Source organism: Bradyrhizobium sp. OK095 (assembly GCF_900109945.1).
Classification (GTDB): domain Bacteria; phylum Pseudomonadota; class Alphaproteobacteria; order Rhizobiales; family Xanthobacteraceae; genus Bradyrhizobium.
This window is the reverse complement of sequence record NZ_FOBX01000004.1, coordinates 461,484-477,026: the sequence shown is the minus strand read 5'-3', so window position 1 is coordinate 477,026 and position 15,543 is coordinate 461,484. Positions and strand designations below refer to the sequence as shown.

14 protein-coding genes are annotated in these 15,543 nt (G+C 65.0%); 6 read left to right on the top strand and 8 right to left on the bottom strand.

The annotated features are described in order from the left end of the window. A partial coding sequence (locus tag BMW89_RS14305; protein ID WP_143062761.1) for a DUF4372 domain-containing protein occupies window positions 1–211 on the bottom strand: 211 nt, incomplete at its 3' end. Window positions 212–485: 274 nt separating this feature from the next. Between BMW89_RS14305 and BMW89_RS14300 the strand changes: the two genes are divergently transcribed. From BMW89_RS14300 to BMW89_RS14290, 3 genes are all read left to right on the top strand, one after another. Further along, on the top strand, window positions 486–3,206 hold the full coding sequence (locus BMW89_RS14300; protein ID WP_092027267.1) for a T6SS phospholipase effector Tle1-like catalytic domain-containing protein: 2,721 nt from the start codon (window positions 486–488) through the stop codon (window positions 3,204–3,206). A gap of 120 nt (window positions 3,207–3,326) precedes the next feature. Further along, on the top strand, window positions 3,327–4,010 hold the full coding sequence (locus BMW89_RS14295; RefSeq protein ID WP_177196048.1) for a response regulator transcription factor: 684 nt from the start codon (window positions 3,327–3,329) through the stop codon (window positions 4,008–4,010). Beyond that, window positions 4,007–5,917 carry a sensor histidine kinase gene (locus BMW89_RS14290; protein ID WP_092027265.1) on the top strand — a complete coding sequence of 637 codons (1,911 nt, stop codon included), beginning with the start codon at window positions 4,007–4,009 and terminating at the stop codon, window positions 5,915–5,917. The genes BMW89_RS14295 and BMW89_RS14290 overlap by 4 nt, the downstream gene beginning before the upstream one ends. 138 nt (window positions 5,918–6,055) lie before the next feature. Here BMW89_RS14290 and BMW89_RS14285 read toward each other — a convergent pair whose 3' ends face one another. After that, window positions 6,056–6,337 (bottom strand): hypothetical protein, encoded by a 282-nt coding sequence (locus BMW89_RS14285; protein ID WP_092027361.1) that lies wholly within the window; start codon window positions 6,335–6,337, stop codon window positions 6,056–6,058. Window positions 6,338–6,572: 235 nt separating this feature from the next. Between BMW89_RS14285 and BMW89_RS14280 the strand changes: the two genes are divergently transcribed. After that, on the top strand, window positions 6,573–6,797 hold the full coding sequence (locus BMW89_RS14280) for a cysteine rich repeat-containing protein (RefSeq protein ID WP_092027263.1): 225 nt from the start codon (window positions 6,573–6,575) through the stop codon (window positions 6,795–6,797). A gap of 121 nt (window positions 6,798–6,918) precedes the next feature. After that, a complete protein-coding gene (locus BMW89_RS14275) occupies window positions 6,919–8,499 on the top strand; it encodes a GMC family oxidoreductase (protein WP_092027261.1) in 1,581 nt (526 codons plus the stop codon). A 3-nt stretch (window positions 8,500–8,502) separates the two neighbouring features. Here BMW89_RS14275 and BMW89_RS14270 read toward each other — a convergent pair whose 3' ends face one another. The 4 genes from BMW89_RS14270 to BMW89_RS14255 form a co-directional block, all read right to left on the bottom strand. Beyond that, entirely contained in the window at window positions 8,503–9,210 is a 708-nt protein-coding gene (locus tag BMW89_RS14270) for a hypothetical protein (RefSeq protein ID WP_092027259.1), read from the bottom strand. A gap of 86 nt (window positions 9,211–9,296) precedes the next feature. Continuing rightward, entirely contained in the window at window positions 9,297–9,992 is a 696-nt protein-coding gene (locus BMW89_RS14265; protein ID WP_177196047.1) for a hypothetical protein, read from the bottom strand. A gap of 131 nt (window positions 9,993–10,123) precedes the next feature. After that, on the bottom strand, window positions 10,124–10,372 hold the full coding sequence (locus BMW89_RS14260; protein WP_092027257.1) for a hypothetical protein: 249 nt from the start codon (window positions 10,370–10,372) through the stop codon (window positions 10,124–10,126). A gap of 158 nt (window positions 10,373–10,530) precedes the next feature. Beyond that, on the bottom strand, window positions 10,531–11,496 hold the full coding sequence (locus tag BMW89_RS14255) for an NAD(P)H-dependent flavin oxidoreductase (RefSeq protein ID WP_092027255.1): 966 nt from the start codon (window positions 11,494–11,496) through the stop codon (window positions 10,531–10,533). A gap of 125 nt (window positions 11,497–11,621) precedes the next feature. On the opposite strand from BMW89_RS14255, the gene BMW89_RS14250 reads away from it, so the two are divergent. Further along, entirely contained in the window at window positions 11,622–13,184 is a 1,563-nt protein-coding gene (locus BMW89_RS14250) for an AMP-binding protein (protein WP_092027253.1), read from the top strand. A gap of 477 nt (window positions 13,185–13,661) precedes the next feature. Here the strand turns inward: BMW89_RS14250 and BMW89_RS14245 are convergent, their stop codons facing one another. Both BMW89_RS14245 and BMW89_RS14240 read right to left on the bottom strand, forming a co-directional pair. Further along, window positions 13,662–14,435 carry a thioesterase family protein gene (locus BMW89_RS14245; protein ID WP_092027357.1) on the bottom strand — a complete coding sequence of 258 codons (774 nt, stop codon included), beginning with the start codon at window positions 14,433–14,435 and terminating at the stop codon, window positions 13,662–13,664. Between the two features lie 11 nt (window positions 14,436–14,446). Then, on the bottom strand, window positions 14,447–15,415 hold the full coding sequence (locus tag BMW89_RS14240; protein ID WP_092027251.1) for an NAD(P)H-dependent flavin oxidoreductase: 969 nt from the start codon (window positions 15,413–15,415) through the stop codon (window positions 14,447–14,449). Window positions 15,416–15,543 lie beyond the last annotated feature (128 nt).

The following is a 15,543-nucleotide window of genomic DNA, read 5'->3' as shown; positions in this document are numbered from 1 at the left end:
AATGATCCCAGCTCGTGAACGACTTGTCGTAGGCGTCCCCGTCCACACCATCCACAGCCGTTCGAAATTGCCGCCGATTGATCGGTTCAAGGAGCCTGCCAAAAATGCTATCGTTAAATCGCATGCCCGGTCCCTTTCTGAGTCTCGACAACCAGAAAGTACCGGCTTCATGCCGGTTAAACCGGGCATGCTCCGCGGCATAGTGAATCATTCCCCGGACAGCCCTGCGCACGCCGGGGAGAGGCAACTGCCGACGCGGCCTCTCAAGGCCGTCCGGCCCATCGATCCGCAAGACCGAATGTTCTTCGCGACCGTCATGCTGCGCTGCTCTACCGCGGCGCGATCCCGCTTGCTACCTCAGCGGGACTGTGCACAGAATACACCTGTGTTTTCATAGTCGCGATATTGCAATCATTGATAGAGTTCGGGGCGTGCTGCCTGATCCGGGCCTGAAGCGCTTCCCCCGTTAATTGCCGGAGGGGCCCATGACGCATCATGATGGCGCGCAGAACGTCGATTCCGCGAGATCCGAACACAGGCATGGCGATGTGAGCGCCGACGGGACGACCATTCCGTCCAAGCGCAAGCTGGTGCTGTTCGCCGACGGCACGGGCAATGCATTCACCACGCAAGAATCCAGCGTCTGGCGTCTCTACGAAGCGCTGGACCACACCCAGCCGGACCAGATCGCACATTACATCAAGGGCGTCGGCACTGCCGGCTGGGCGCCACTCGCCGCGATCGACGGCGCCACCGGCATCGGCGTGCCCTCCAACGTCCGCAAGCTCTATCGCTTCCTGTGCTGGAACTGGCGCGAGGGCGACGAGATCTACATCTTCGGCTTCAGCCGCGGCGCCTTCACTGCACGTACGCTGGCGGCGTTGATCGCAAGCCAGGGCCTGGTGCCTGCGGAGATCAAGGGCGAGCCTGTCTCGCATGCCGAGATGGAGCGCAACGCCATGTCCGCATGGCGGGAATACCGCCGCGACACCGTGCCGTTGAACAAGAGCCTGCCGACGATCTGGATCGCGCGCTTGATCCGCGATGCCCTGCTCTATCTCTATCATACGATCTGCCGGCACCGCCCCTATGCCGATGTGCGCGCGGCGATGAACGGCCGCAAGGACGTCGACATCGAATTCATGGGACTGTTCGATACGGTCGAGGCCTTCGGTGTCCCGATCGAGGAGCTGCGCGTCGCGATCGACTGGGCAATCTGGCCGATCTCGTTCCGCAATCACCGGCCGTCGCGCAAGGTGAAGCACATCCGTCATGCGCTGGCGCTGGACGACGAGCGCACCACCTTCCATCCGCTGCGGATCGACCAGAGTCATCTGGCGCCGGACCAGACGGTCAAGGAGGTGTGGTTCGCCGGCGTGCATTCCGACATCGGCGGCGGCTATCCGGAATCGACCCTGTCCTTCGTGCCGCTGGTCTGGATGACCGATCAGCTCGAGGACAGGCTCCGCTTCCAGGACGGCGAGATCGAGCACTTCAGAGAATACCAATCGTCGATCGGACCGAAGCACGATTCGCGCAGCGGCGCCGCCGTGCTCTACCGCTACGGCCCGCGCCCGGTCCTTGCCGGTGAGGCCAATGGCGGACTGCCGGTGGTGCACTTCGCCGTCATCGAACGCATGCTGTTCGGCTGCGACGACTACGCGCCGATCATGCTGCCGGCGGACGCGCTGGTGCTGATGCCTGATAGCACCAAGCTGAACCTCACCGAGGACAGCACGCGCGAGGCGATGAAACGTGCCTATCTCGCGCAGGCCCAGGACCCGCGGCGCGAGATGGAGGCCGAAGCCTTCACCCGCATGAACACGCCCAGCGCCGAAATGGCCAGGCTCACGCGCGACACCGTGTGGTGGCGGCGCGTCGCCTATTTCTCGCTGCTGGTCATGGTCGGCGTGATCGCGGTGTGGCCGTTGATCGCCCGCAGCCTGATCGGGGTGTCAAAAGACAGCGGCCTGCAAGGCACAGTGCTGCTGCACGTCATCGCCACCATCGATTGGCTCGTCGGCGCCGTGCTGGGTCCGCTCGCCAATCTCGTCAGGAACGTGCTGCCGTCCTATGCGGCGCCGTGGCTCGATATCACGCTGTATTACCCATTCGCCACCTCGATCGTCCTGGCCATCACCTATCTGATCTGGCGCAGGAACTCGGTGCTGCGCGACAACATCCAGGAACGCGCGCGGCTGGCCTGGAGCAGGCCGCATCGCATGGCAAGCCAGCAGCATGTCGACGATCCCGGCGTGCTGTTGGGCTTTGCCCGATGGATGCGCTTGAATGCGGGGCCGGCGCGCCTTCTCTTCACCAAGCTCGTGTTGCCTGGCATCTTCCTGTTCATCATCTTCTATTCGGCACTGCTGATCGGAGCGACCAGCGTGTTCACGGCCCGAACCGCGACCGGAAATATCTGCACGACGCCCGGACGAGAGGCCGGAACGCCGGTGCCCGACGAGCCGATCGACGCGCGCGGTCGGTTCGCGACAAAGGAGTTTTGCTGGTGGAGCGGCCTAGCGGTCGAGAAAGGCCGCAAGTACCGCGTCTGGGTGGAGATCGAGGATCCCTGGTTCGACCGCACCATCATGAGCGGCACAAACGGCTTCAAGACCTATTTCGTGCATCACTATCTCGCCCTGCCGACCCTGCGTCAGTTCGGCGCCGCCTGGTTCCAGCCGGTGGTGCACATCGGCGCGAAGGGAATGAGCGACATTCCGCTGGAGGCCGTCAACGTCATGCCGGCCGACGAATTACCGCGCCGGATGAATCCGACCATTCCGGCGGAGGACGATGCGGACAAGAAAGTGGGCAGGTATCCGACCCGGCTCGACCAGACGAAGGAGTACGAGGCGCTTCCCAGCGACAATCCGCTCAAGCTCGCGTTGAGCAAGCTCGGACCTTTTGACCCGGTGCCGAAGGATCCGACGGCGCGCGCGATCTGGGAGGGGCAGAAGCTGTCGGGACGGCTGGTCGCGGAATTCGTCGCGCCCGATGCCGGCGATCTGTTCTTCTACGTCAACGATGCCGTCCAGATTTACCCGGCCTTGCTGCCGGCCTGGTTGCGCCCCGCGAAACTCGACGTGGTCCAGGGGCCCTACGAGCAGTTTTACAAGAACAATGCCGGCACCGCGCGTATCGTCGTGCAGCGCCTGCCAAGCCCGCCCATGCCGTCGGATAAGCCGGCCGCGGCGAAGCCGTAGACACTACGTCCGCCATACCGTCTCATCGCGGCCCCCATGATTATGGGTGTCGCGGCCTGCCCGCCGCGGCTAAGCTTGGCCTCGCGCCGCGGGGGACACGCGGGTCGCGGGACGCTGATCATGAGCGAACAGGGCGAGACGGGTGAGGCCATCACCATCCTCCTCGTCGAGGACGACGCACCGACCTGCTGGCGTCTCCAGGACGCGCTGGCCAAGGCCGGCTACGAGGTGCGCAGCGCCGGCACGCTGGCAGAGGCCCGTTCTGCGCTCGGCGAGGCGGCGCCGCGCGTGCTGCTCACAGATCTCAGGCTTCCCGACGGCCACGGCATCGAGCTGATCCGCGAGATGAGGCAGCGTTGTCCCGATACCGAGATCATGGTGATCTCGGCCCTCGGCGACGAGGAGAGCGTCATCTCCGCGATCACGGTCGGCGCCACCGGCTATCTGCTCAAGGATGCCTTCCCGACCGACATCGCCACCACCGTGCGCGATCTGGTCGCCGGCCATTCGCCGATCTCGGCCTCGATCGCCCGCTTCATCGTGCGCCGAACACAAGGTGCCGCGCAGAATTCGGCCGAGCCGCCGCCTGGCCCCGTGCTCAACACCGCAAGACTCACCCCGCGCGAGATCGACATCCTCTGGGGCATCGCAAAGGGCTTCAGCTACGCCGAGATCGCGAGCCATCTCGGCCTGTCCAGGCAGACCGTGCCCGGCCACATCAAGAACATCTATCGCAAGCTCGAGGTCCATACCCGCGGCGAAGCCGTGTTCGAGGCGGTGCAACAGGGCCTGATCAAGCTGTGAGCGAGATCGCGGCGAAGGCGCCCATACGGCCACGGCGCCGGCTGATCGTGTCGCGCCTCGTGCCTTATCTGCTGCTCCAGGCGTTGATCGTGATCGCCACCATCCTCGGGCTGCGGCTGCTGCAGCCCAGCGATCCCGAGGATTTTGCGCTGAGCGGATTTTCGCTGCGCGAGGACGGCGCGGCACGCGCGGTGACGCTGCCGCATTTCACGTCGTCGCGCTATTCGCTGGCCGATCCGCCGCTCTATACCGGTGCTTTTACCTATCGGCGCGGCGATGCGGCGTCGGGATGGTCCGTGTTCCTGCCGCGCTTCAGCAACGCTGTCGAAGTCGCCGTCAACGGCATCGTCGTGCTCGACTCTCGTCGCGATGGCAACGCCAACCGACCGGATCGTAACACGCCGCAGACCGCGCTCATTCCCGCCTCGCTGTTGCGTGAAGGCAGCAACGAGATCACGGTGCGGCTGTTCGTATGGGGACCGCTGAAGGGCTTCCTCGACACGGTCTATGTCGGGCCGGACGCCGCCCTGCGCCCGGCCTTTGAGACACGCACGCTGCTGTTCGTCACGTTGCCCGTAGTGTTTTCCGCCTGGCAGTCGATCCTCGCCGTCATCCTCGCCATCATGTGGCTGATGCGGCGCCGCGAGCCGGTCTATGGCGTGCTGGCGGCGGCGATGGTGCTCGGCGTGGTGCAGGCGTTCGTGCCGCCGCCGGTGCCGCCGGCCACGACGTCGCGACTTGCCGCAGTGCTGCTGGCTTCAGCGCCGACCGAGAGCGCGCTGATCGTCGTCTTCGCCCTGCTGTTTTTCGGCTGGCGCTGGCCGCGCTATGGCGCGCTGTTGTTCGTGCCGGGCATCGTGGTGTTCGCAGTCGGACTGGTTGGAGGCCCGCCACTGCCGCGCATTCTCTTCCTGGTTCTCGGTATTCCCATGGTCGGCATCTGTCTGTTGCTGATGGCCAGCATCACCGCGACACAGGTGGTGCGGCGGCAGGACGCCGCAAGCTTCACGCTCGGCTGTGCGGTCACCATCGTGCTGACCTGCTGGGTGCACGACATGCTGTCGGCATTCGAGATTGTGACCAACGAACGTACCTTCGTCTCACGCCTGTCCTATTCGGCGATGCTGGTCGCGATCGGCCCCGGGCTGACCTGGCGCTTCGCCCGCGCGCTGAACCAGGTCGACAGCTTTGCCGGGCAATTGGTGGCACGCGTGCGCGAGGCCGAGGAGCGGCTGAAGGCGAGCTTTGCCCGCGAGGAGGAGCGCGCGCGGGCCGCCGCGCTCGCCAACGAGCGCACGCGGCTGATGCGTGATCTGCATGACGGCCTCGGCGGCCAGCTCGTCAGCATCGTCGCGCTCTCGGAGCGCGGCCATGAAGGCGCGACCATCACGGACGCAGCCCGCGCCGCTCTAAAGGATCTCCGTCTCGTCATCGATTCCATGGACGATATCGGCGGCGACCTCATGCTCGCGCTCGGCTCCTGGCGCGAGCGCGCGGCGATGCAATTGCGGCCGCACGACATAGCGCTCGACTGGCGCGTGGCGACGCCGCAGGGCCTGCCGCTGCATCCGGAGCTGCGGCCCTGGCATGTGATCCAGATCGTGCGCATCCTCGACGAGGCCGTGACCAATGCCGTCAAGCACGCGCAGGCCCGCAATATCGCGGTCACCATCGAGACGCTCGATGATCGTCAGGGGCAATATGGTGTGATCAACATTGCGGACGACGGCAGGGGATTTGCTCTCGCCGGTGATGGTACGAGCCAGACTGCGCGCGGCCTGCGCAATATGAGAAGCCGCGCAGCGCGCTGCGGGGCTGCGTTCGAGCTGAATTCGGATTCCTCGGGGACGCGCGTGCGGCTGCAATTGCCGCAAGTCTTTCCCGACAGCGACGCGGCTGCGGGCTGAAAAGCCCCCCTCCCCGAACGTGTGGGACGCGCGGAGAGAGGGAACGGGCCGGATTATTGTCATGCGGAGGACGGGGGGAAGTCGTCCGCAAGGCTCCCTGGCCCGAAGCGATGCAATCAACTCAATCGAACGAGATCGTCAGCGCACGCCGACACGGTTGACCGGGCCGCCGCGATTCATCGGCGTACCCGCGCGCACGCCAACACCGGGCGCTCCGACGCCGGGCGTCGCCACCACGACCGCGGCCGCCGGCGCAACCACCACCGCCCCGGTCGGCCGCACCACGCAGCCCTTGGGCACGCCGACCGTCTTGCAATAGACCGCCGCCCGCGCCGGGCTCGTGCCCAGCGACACCATCGCCGCACCCGCCAGCACCATGATCGTCAGCCCGGCACTCAGCGCTCCCGCTTTTTTCGACATCTTGCTCTCCTGCTTCCCGTTCGGCGTCCCGGTGCAATCACCGGGTTTCGCAGCCGACGTGCAGCCTGAATGGCAAAAGACCGCGCGCGGATACATGCCATGAAGATGGGGGTGCAGCAGCCGAAGCGGTGAGCCGATGCCATGAATATGGCATGGACCAGCCATGGACCTCCGCGAGATGGTCCGGCCCGCTTGATCCCAAACGGGACCACCGACAATCCCAAAGAGGTGCTTTATGAAGATTCAAGTTCTTGCCGCGCTGCTGCTCGCCGCCACCATCCTCCCCGCCGCAGCGCAATCCGGTCCGACATTGCAGGAGCAGATGGCCTGCCGCGGTGACGCCAGCAAGTTCTGCGCCGAACATGTCGGCAAGCCACCGCAGATGAATGCCTGCCTGCGCGAGAACAAGACGAAGCTCTCGGACGCCTGCCGCAAAGTCGTGGAGTCGCACGGGGGCTGATCTTTCATCCTTCTCCCCTGTGGGAGAAGGTGGCGCGGAGCGCCGGGTGAGGGACCGCAGTTCCAAAGCACAAATCTTGCAAGCACTCCGTTGCACAAGTTTCTGTGCGGGGTGCTCTGCAATGTACGACACGATCATCGTGGGCGCCGGCTCGGCCGGCTGTGTGCTAGCCAACCGGCTGTCGGCCGATCCGCACCGCAAGGTGCTGGTGCTCGAGGCCGGGCGCGCCGCACCGCTCGCTTCCGACATTCCGTCGGATTGGCCGACGATGTTCAACACGGCCGTCGATTGGGGCTATTATACCGAGCCGCAAGCCGGCTGCCGCGGCCGGCGGATCTTCTGGCCGCGCGGCAAGATGATCGGCGGCTCCGGCGCGATCAATGCGATGATCTATATCCGCGGACTGCCCTCCGATTACGACGGCTGGGAAAAGGCTGGGTGCAAGGGCTGGGCGTGGCGCGACGTGCTGCCGAAATTCATCGCCTTCGAGAAAAATGCGCGTTTCACCGACGATCCCCTGCACGGCACGAGCGGCCCGCTGCACGTCGCCGACGTAGCCCATGTCGATCCGAACGAGCTGAAATGGCTGGAGGCGGCGCAGGCTGCCGGGCTGCCGCACAATCCGGATTTCAACGGCGCGACCCAGGAAGGCGCGGGCTTCTTCCAGTTCGTCATCAGGGACGGCGAGCGTTTCGGTACCGGTAAGGCCTATCTGCGCCCGGCGTTGACGCGCGCCAATCTCACGCTGAAGACGGGCGTGCGTGTCACCCGCATCATCATCGAGCGCGGCCGTGCAATCGGCGTCGAATATCTCGAGAACGGGCAGCCCAAAAGCGCCTTCGCCACCAGCGAAGTCGTGCTCGCCTCCGGCGCTATCGGCTCGGCGCAGCAACTGCTGCTATCGGGCGTAGGCCCGGCCGATGAATTGAGAGCAGTGGGCGTCGACGTCGTGCATGACCTGCCCGGTGTCGGCCGCGATCTCCAGGATCACATCAACATTCCCATCACCTTCTATACGAAGGAGAAGATCGGCGTCGGCGCCTGGACGGAGGAAAGCTTGGCCGCAAGTCTTGCCGAATGGGAAACCAGCCGCACCGGTCCGCGCACCTCGCCCTGGGTCGCGCCCGGCGCGCATGTGCGCAGCCGCGGCGATGTCGAGCCGGACCTCCAGCTCTACGGCGCGATCAGCCCGCACCGCGACTATGTCCGCTTCCTGTCGTCGAAGTCCGGCATCACCCTGCATGCGACGCTGCAGCGGCCGAACGGCCGCGGCCGGATCACGCTGCGCTCGGCCGATCCCATCGAGCATCCCGCGATCGACCCCGGCTATTTCGCGTCGGATGCAAGCGGCAGCGACATCGCGACCATGATCGAAGGCGTTCGCATCAACCGCCACATCGCCGCGCAATCGCCGTTGAAGGAGATGATCGAAGGCGAGATCACACCGAGCGCGGAGGCCGTGAGCGATGCCGAGATCGCCGATTATATTCGCGGCCATTGCACCACGCTCTATCATGCTGCCTCGACCTGCCGGATGGGCACGGACGATCTGGCCGTCGTCGATCCGCAACGCTTGCAGGTACGCGGCATCGACGGCTTGCATGTCGCCGACGCCTCGGTGATCCCGATCATGATCTCCGGCAATATCCAGACGCCGACGATCCTGATTGCGGAATGCGCGGCGGCGGCGATCCTGGGCTAAGCGCTAATCGTCGTCACGCCCGAACAGCATGATCCGCGGGGAGCCGCCGCGCGGACGACTGGCGACATCACGAGAATCTGAATCCTCGCGGACGTTACGCGCGATGTCGTCCCAGTCGGTGCGGTCACGCATGCCACGCGGCTCGCGGGAGTCGTACTGACGGCGTTCGGTCCAGCGCTCGCGACGCTCGGTGCGCCGCCGCTCGGAAGCGGCCCGTTTCACGTCGGGCTCTCTCGCCTTGGCGTAAGCGTTGTCAGGTGAGGATGCCGGCTCGGTCGATGCCTGCTGCTCGGCCGGCTTGATAGCCGGCGCAGGCGATACGGGCGCCGACTTGAACTGTTCCTTGAACTGTTCCTTGGACGGCTCAACTGCGGCAGCTTGCGAAGGCTGCGGCACCGGCGGCTCAGCGTTCGCCTCAGCTGTCGTGTCGGGCTTTGGCTCAGGCTTGGCTTCGTCCTGCGCCTGCGTCGGCGCGGCGATTGCCGCGCCGAATGTTTGCGATCCGGTAAGATATTGGACGCGCTCCGACGGTGCTTTCGTCGCGACCGGTGTGGTGGCTTCAGCGCGCTGCGCCATCTTGCCTGTGTCCGGGCCCTGCTTGGGCGCGATCGGTTGCATGATATTGCCGGCAACGATGCCGCCGCCGAGACCAATGGCGATGGCGGCGACGATCGTTCCGGCACCGACGAAATAGGCTGTCGAGGCGCGCATTGGTCCACTCCCTGTTTGGAGCGGGCAACGCTTGTCGATTGCCGAATGTTCCTGATGCGAACGCAGTTCCCGGAGGAACTTGCGGGTCAGATCTGCTGCGCGACCTTCTCCAGCCCGATGATGCGGGCGAGCTTGCGCACTTCTTCCTTCTGATCCTCACGCAGCTGGAACAGCAGCGGCATCGCCGCCGACTTCAACTGCTGGACCTCGTCACAGTTCGGATCGATCGGCACGCCCGCCACATTCGGATTGGAGAGCTTGTTGGCCGAGATCTTGCGGACGACGTTGCGCAGCGCGCTCTCGACCGAGGGCCAGTAATATTCCTGCGACGACGACAGTTTCAGCCGATCCCTGATGCCCGAGATCTGAACGTCGGAGAGCAGTGAATAGGATTTCTGCGGCTGCGGCTTGGCGACGGCCTTCGGCTTGGCCGGGACTTCAACCGCGGGAACTTGCGCCTCGTTCACGCCAGTCTTGGGCATCGGGAAATCGGCAGGCGTTGCGGCGGCAAAGGCCTGGCGCAGCGGCTCGGTCAGCACCGGCGCCCGCGAAAGGCTGTCGGCGGGCACCTGCACCGGATCGATCGCGGCCGAGGCCAGTGCCAGCGTCGGAACCAGGCGGTCGGCCTTGGCGGCGCGGTTGGTCGAAAGCTGCTTGGGCGGAGCCTGCGTGATCATCTCGGCACTGACGCTGGGCACGCTGTCACGGCCGAGAATGGCGGTGGTGGCGGCGCCGAGAACGAGGAAACAGGTCAGCACGACGATGGTGATGGCTTTGGACAAACGTCTCTCCGCGCCCAACTTCAAGTCCACGTGATCACTGCCCGGAAACTGGGCGGTAAATAAGGCTTAACCGTGCCATCGCGGCGGCAATCGCGCGGACTACAGCGACAGCGCCGGAAACCCCAGTAAAATCAGGCAGCTGCCGCCAGATCGTAGGCGTCCTGGATGTCGGCGACGATCTCCGAGGCCTCCCAGACCGCGCGCGTCTCGACCGATTGCAGCGTCACCGTCCAGTTGCCGCCCCGGCGGGTGCGGGGGACGCTGAGGATGTCGAAACGGACGTTGCGACACAGCGGGTGGCGGGCGAGCGCGTGGGCCACGCGCACGCGGATTTCGTCCAGCGACGCTGACGTCTTGGCATTGAGAAAATCGAAGTCCATCGCCTGTCCCTCTCGGTCCGTATTGGCGGCCGTAGGGGGATTCTTGGCTGGGGTTGGTTAATCTGCCGTTAAGTGAGGGGTCGTGGAGGCATGCGGAATTAACTGTGACGGAGGCGGGAAGTCGCCACATCGTCATGGCTGGGCATGACGGGATCCAGCTACCGCCCACCCGCCTCGCGGTATTCCGCCAGCGTCCGCGCGACGAGATCATCGACCCCAAGCACATCGGTGACGCCCGATGTCGAGTGCCCGCCGCTCCAGATATCGCGCCAGCGCTTTGGCCGGTTCTCCCGCGCGGCGACGTCGATATCCTTGGCGATGTCGATCGCCCCGCGCGCCGGCAGATCGTCGGGATCGAGCCCCGCCGCGACGATCGACGGCTTCAGCATGCTGGTCTGAAGTCCAGTGAACGCGGTGGTCAGCAGGATGTCATCGGCGCTGCTCTCGACCAGCATCCGCTTGTAGCGGTCGTCTGCCATGCTCTCGCGCGTCGCGATGAATTTTGTGCCCATGTAACCGAGATCGCAGCCGAGCACCTGGGCCGCATGCAGCGCGCGGCCATCGCTGATGCCGCCCGCAAGCACGATGATTCCGTCGTAGAATGCACGCACCGCGCGGACGAAGGCGAACGGATTGAGCCAGCCGGTCTGCCCGCCCGCGCCCGCCGTGAGCAGCACCAGTCCGTCGGCACCTGCTTTCGCCGCGCGTTCGGCGTGGCGGATCGAGGCGACGTCCGCCAGCACCAGCGCACCGGCATCATGCAACGGCTTCAACACCTGCGCCGGCGAGCCGACCGAGGTGATGACGATCTCCGGCTTGTGTCGCAGCAGCACGGCGAGATCCTGCTCCAGCCGCGCATTGGAGCGATGCACGATCAGGTTCGGACAGAGCGGCGCTGCCTTGCGGCCGGTTTGATCTTCGTACTGCCGCAGCCGCGTTTCGATCTCGGTAAGCCAAGCATCGAGCTGGTCCGTGCTGCGGCAATTCGCGGTGGGGAAGCTGCCGATCACGCCGCTTCGGCAGCTCGCGACCATGAGTTCGACGCCCGACACCAGAAACATTGGCGCCGCGATCAGCGGCAGCGCGACACGATCACGGAAAATTTGCAGTCGATCTGTCGTCACGCAAATCTCCCTGTCACGCATGCCTCCCTCGATCGGGCTTTGTCGCTCCATCCCGCATTCCCTGTGCTAGCGTCAGGGCAAACATTGGCACGCCAGAAGCCAGTGACAAAGCAACGAGGAAACATATGTCCGATCCGCTCCACGCATCGTCCCCGACTTGCGCGCAGACGCTACGGGCACTGTCGCGCTATCCCGGCCGCACCGCTTTCGCCTGGCCCGGGGGATCGCTGAGCTATCAGGGCACCATCGACCTGATCGGACGCATCCAGGCCGTGTTCACAAGGCTTGGATTGCAGCCCGGCGCGCGCGTCGCCTTCCTCACCGCGAACCGCGCCGACACATGGTGTGCCGGTGTCGCCGCGCAATTATCGCGGCTCTGCGTCACCTGGCTGCATCCGCTGGGATCGCAGGGAGACCAGCTCTTCCAGCTTGAGGATTCCGAGGCCGAGGTACTGGTGGTCGATGCCGCCGCCTTCCGCGATCGCGGCGGCGAGCTCGCCGCCAAGGCGAGCATGCTCAAAGCGATCTTCACCATGGGACCGGCCGACTATGGCGTCGATCTCTTGCAGGCCATTGAGATCGAAGGCCACGCCAGCCCGCTGTGCCTCGCCGGCCCTGACGATCTCTCCACGCTGAATTACACCGGCGGCACGACCGGCAAATCCAAGGGCGCGCTGCGCTATCATCGCGAAAATGCCGGAGCCGCCGCCGCAATCCTCGCCGACTTCGAGATTCCTGACGCCGCACGCTTTCTCGCCGTCGCCCCGATCAGCCATGTCGCCGGCACGAAGGTGCTGCCGACCCTGATGCGCGGCGGCACCGTGCACATGCTGAAGGGCTTTGATCCGGAAGCCGTGCTGGCTACGATCGCGCGTGAGCGCATCAACTTCACGCTGTTCGTGCCGACCATGATCTACGTGCTGCTCGATCATCCCGCGCTGAGCAGGACCGATCTCTCCTCGCTCGAGCTCGTGCTCTACGGGGCGTCGGCGATGTCGCCGAGCCGGCTGGTCGAGGGCATCGAACGCATCGGTCCGGTCTTTTCACAGCTGTACGGCCAGACCGAATGCTATCCGGTCTCGGTGCTGCGCAAAAAAGATCACGATCCCAGGACGCCTGAGCTGTTCCTGTCCTGCGGTTTCCCGATCGCTGCCTGCGAGGTCAGGATTCTGGACGACAACGACCAGGAGGTGAAGACGGGCGAGGCCGGCGAAATCTGCGTGCGCGCGCCGCATGTGATGGCGGAATATTGGAAGCGGCCCGACATCACGGCCGAGACGCTGAAGAACGGCTGGGTCCACACCGGCGACATCGCGCGCAAGGACGAGCGCGGCTACATGTTCATCCTCGACCGCAAGAAGGACATGATCGTCACCGGCGGCTTCAACATCTTTCCGCGCGAGGTCGAGGATGTGCTGTCGCAGCACGCGGATGTTGCGATGGTCGCCGTCGTCGGCATTCCCGACGAGAAATGGGGCGAAGCCGTCACCGCCATCGTCGTGCCGCGCGAGGGCACAAAGCCGGATCCGGACGAGTTGATTAATATGGTCAGGACGCGAAAAGGCGCGGCGCATGCACCGAAGCAGATCCAGTTCGTCAAGCAATTGCCGATGACCGGCGTCGGCAAGGTCGACAAGAAGGTGCTGCGCGCGGGGTTCTGGAGCGGGCGGGACCGGATGGTGGGGTGATTACCCCGGGATTTTACGGTGTCGTTGTGGCCCCGGCACCACAGCGCGCAACGGAGTGCAAGCTCACGATGCCCGTGCGATTGCCGGCGAATCAGGGAATCAACTAGACCGCTGAGGGGCTGGGAAGCGGAGTGTGAGATGAGAGTCGCTTCCCTGGAAAGTGCAGTCGCCGCGGTCACATTGATCACGGCCATCGTCGTGGTGCTGTGGGAGATCAAGCTCTTCTACGGCCTGTGAACAGGCAGGATGCGCCAAAGCATCCCTTCCGCGGCGGCGGAAGCCTGCCGTTCAATCGGCCCAAGGTGCGATCACTATCGTCTGCCGCCAAGCGTCCACACCACAGATGTCATCGCCCGGCCTTGACCGGGCGATCCAGTACTCCGAGACGGCTGTGATTGAATCGATAGGCTGCGGCGTACTGGATGCCCCGCTTTCGCGGAGCATGACAGCGGGGATGAGGCGCGATCTTCGCGACCCTTACCGCTTCTCGATCACCAGGCTCTGCACCGCGCGGCCAAAGTAACCCTGTCTGTCCGCCAGCCGCGACATCGCGAGGCCGGCACCATCAGGGCCGATCCAGGATTCGCCGTCGAGCAAAATCCACTCGCCGACCGGCTGACGCGAAAGGCTCACTGTGAGATCGGCGTTGATGTAGGTCCAGGTACGGAAGTCGAGCGTCGAGGCGGTGCCGTTGGAAAAATCGGCGGCGACCACGGCGCGCATCGCCTGCGAGACCGCTTCGCCCGCGACCAGCGGATGATCGAGGCGAAACCAGATCGCGCCCGCGCCGGCCTGGCCGAAGCGGCCGCGCGCGGCGCGCATCGAGACCATGCCCGCAAAAGGACTGGTCGCGCCGTGGCCGTCCTCGACGAACGCGTCCTCAGGCGACGGCAACGTGACCGGCAGATCCTTGACGTCGTCCGGTAACGGTTGGGACTGCTGCTTGATCTTGAGCACTGTGGCGCCGACGACCTGCACGCCGTCTGCGAGCAGCTTGACCTCACAGAGCTGGATCTTGCGCCCCTCGCGAAGGACTTCGGTCTCGATGGTGAGCGGCGCCACCGGCACCGGGCGCATCAGATCGATGGTGACGCGCGCAATGTTCATTGGCACCGGCGTCGGAATCCGCTCCGCTGCCCACGTCACCAGTGCGGATGGCGCCGAGCCGTGCTGCATGCGCCGGTCCCAGGGACCGGCTGCATCAGGGCTGGTGACGACGCTGTTGCCGTCGACGCGGTAGATGGCGGTCATTGCGAGAGCCATCACAACGGCGGATCGATCGCCTCGTCGTATTCCTTCTTGAAGCGCGCGATCATCTCGGCGGCGGGCACGATTCCCTCGACGCTGCCGATGCCCTGGCCGGAGCCCCAGATTTCCTTCCAGGCCTTCGGCTTGGCGCGCTCGCCGGAGGCGTCGGTGCCGAAGTTCATCTTGGAGGGATCGGAGGTCGGCAGGTTTTCCGGATCCATGCCGGCGGCGAGGATCGAGGGCTTCAGATAATTGCCGTGCACGCCGGTAAAGAGGTTGGAATAGACGATGTCGTCGGCCGTCGAGCCCGCGATCATCTGCTTGTAGGTCTCGACCGCGTTGGCTTCCTTGGTCGCAATGAAGGCCGAGCCGATATAGGCGAAGTCGGCGCCGAGAATGCGCGCGGCGCGGATCGCCTTGCCGTTGCCAATGGCGCCCGACAGCGCGATCGGGCCGTCGAACCACTTGCGGGTCTCGGCGACGAAGGCGAGCGGCGAGATCGTGCCGGCATGGCCGCCGGCGCCGGCGGCGACCAGGATCAGGCCATCGGCGCCCTTCTCGATCGCCTTGTGGGCGAATTTCTGGTTGATCACGTCGTGGAAGACGATGCCGCCCCAGCCGTGCACCGCCTGATTGAGCTCCTCGCGCGCACCGAGCGAGGAGATCACCATCGGGACCTTGTACTTGGCGCAAAGCTGCATGTCGTGGTCGAGCCGGTTGTTCGACTTGTGCACGATCTGGTTGACGGCAAACGGCGCCGACGGCTTGTCGGGATGGGCACGGTCATAGGCCGCGAGCTCTTCGGTGATCCGCGCCAGCCATTCGTCGAGCAGCTCCGGCGGCCGCGCGTTCAGCGACGGAAACGACCCGACCACTCCCGCCTTGCATTGCGCGATCACGAGATCGGGCACCGAGATGATGAAGAGCGGCGAACCGATCACGGGGATCGACAGTCGCCCTTTGAACAAGGCAGGCATGGACATTGCGGAACGATCCTCTATCGGCGGTCAAACTGAAGTTGGGAGCCATACCAACAAGGCAATCTTTCCACTGTCAAGTATTGCGTTTTGGCGTCGTGACGGACGCCGTTACCGCAATTCCAACGCGCGGA